General features: G+C 40.7%; 1 protein-coding gene. It reads right to left on the reverse strand.

The window, feature by feature from the left end; all coding sequences use genetic code 11:
• On the reverse strand, nucleotides 1–955 hold a 955-nt coding region (locus tag DXB92_RS13195), incomplete at its 3' end, for an IS5 family transposase (protein WP_117734226.1).
• Nucleotides 956–1,017 lie beyond the last annotated feature (62 nt).

Here is a 1,017-nt window from a genome sequence, read left to right on the forward strand (position 1 = left end):
GAGATTTTCTGGCAGCCAGATACAGATTCGCCAATGCGAACATAATATTCAATTTCGCAGTCTGTTTTCGCAGACCTCGGTATCGGGTCTTTCGATATCGAAAAATATTTTTTATGACTGCAAAGACATGCTCCACTTTACAACGGACAGATGATTTCTGATGTTCCTTTTTCTTAGCGGCATACTGACCACTCTTCGATAACTTTTTGATGGATGACGGACGTCTGTTGATCAGGTACTTGATCTTCTTCCCATTTTTGTTTTTCTTAATTGCTTCCGGTCTCTTATTTGCTCCGATATATCCGCTGTCACCATAGGCACGTTCTTTTTCTCCATGCAGCAATTCACTCATAATGGTAACATCATGTTCGTTTGCCGGAGTTGCCTTTACCGTGTGGACAAGACCACTTTTCTCATCTACTCCGATATGTGCCTTATACCCGAAGTGCCATGTATTTCCCTTTTTCGCAGAATGTGCTTCCGGATCACGTTTCTTTTCCCGGTTTTTTGTGGATGAAGGAGATTCGATAAATGTGGAATCCACAATTGTTCCTTTTTTCAGAATGAGCTTTCGTTCCATCAGAATTTTCACAACAGCAACAAATATTTTTTCCTGTAATCCATTGCGAGTCAGGATATTACGAAACCGTCCGATTGTATCACCGTCTGGGACTTCGCTCGGTGAGTTGATTCCACAAAAATTGGAAAATGCACGGCTGTCAATCACTTCGTTCATGACTGCCATGTCTGCGAGATTGTAGACATTCTGCAATATGAATATTCTCAGCATCAATTCCAATGGGTATGGTTTATTGCCAAGTTCTCCTTTGTAATAACTCGGCTGTATCAGTTCAAGAAATGTTTCCCATGGTATGATCGCTTCAAGCTTCTCTAAAAATTCTTTTTTATTGGTTCTGGCTGCACCAAGTTCATCGTTGATTTCTGCCAGTGTCATTTGTCTTTCCATATATCTATTATATCATATTTTTGCTCGTTTGGCAATTGTGCGGTGTTGCC

The sequence above is a fragment of the Ruminococcus sp. OM06-36AC genome, from assembly GCF_003438725.1.
GTDB lineage: Bacteria > Bacillota > Clostridia > Oscillospirales > Ruminococcaceae > Ruminococcus_C > Ruminococcus_C callidus.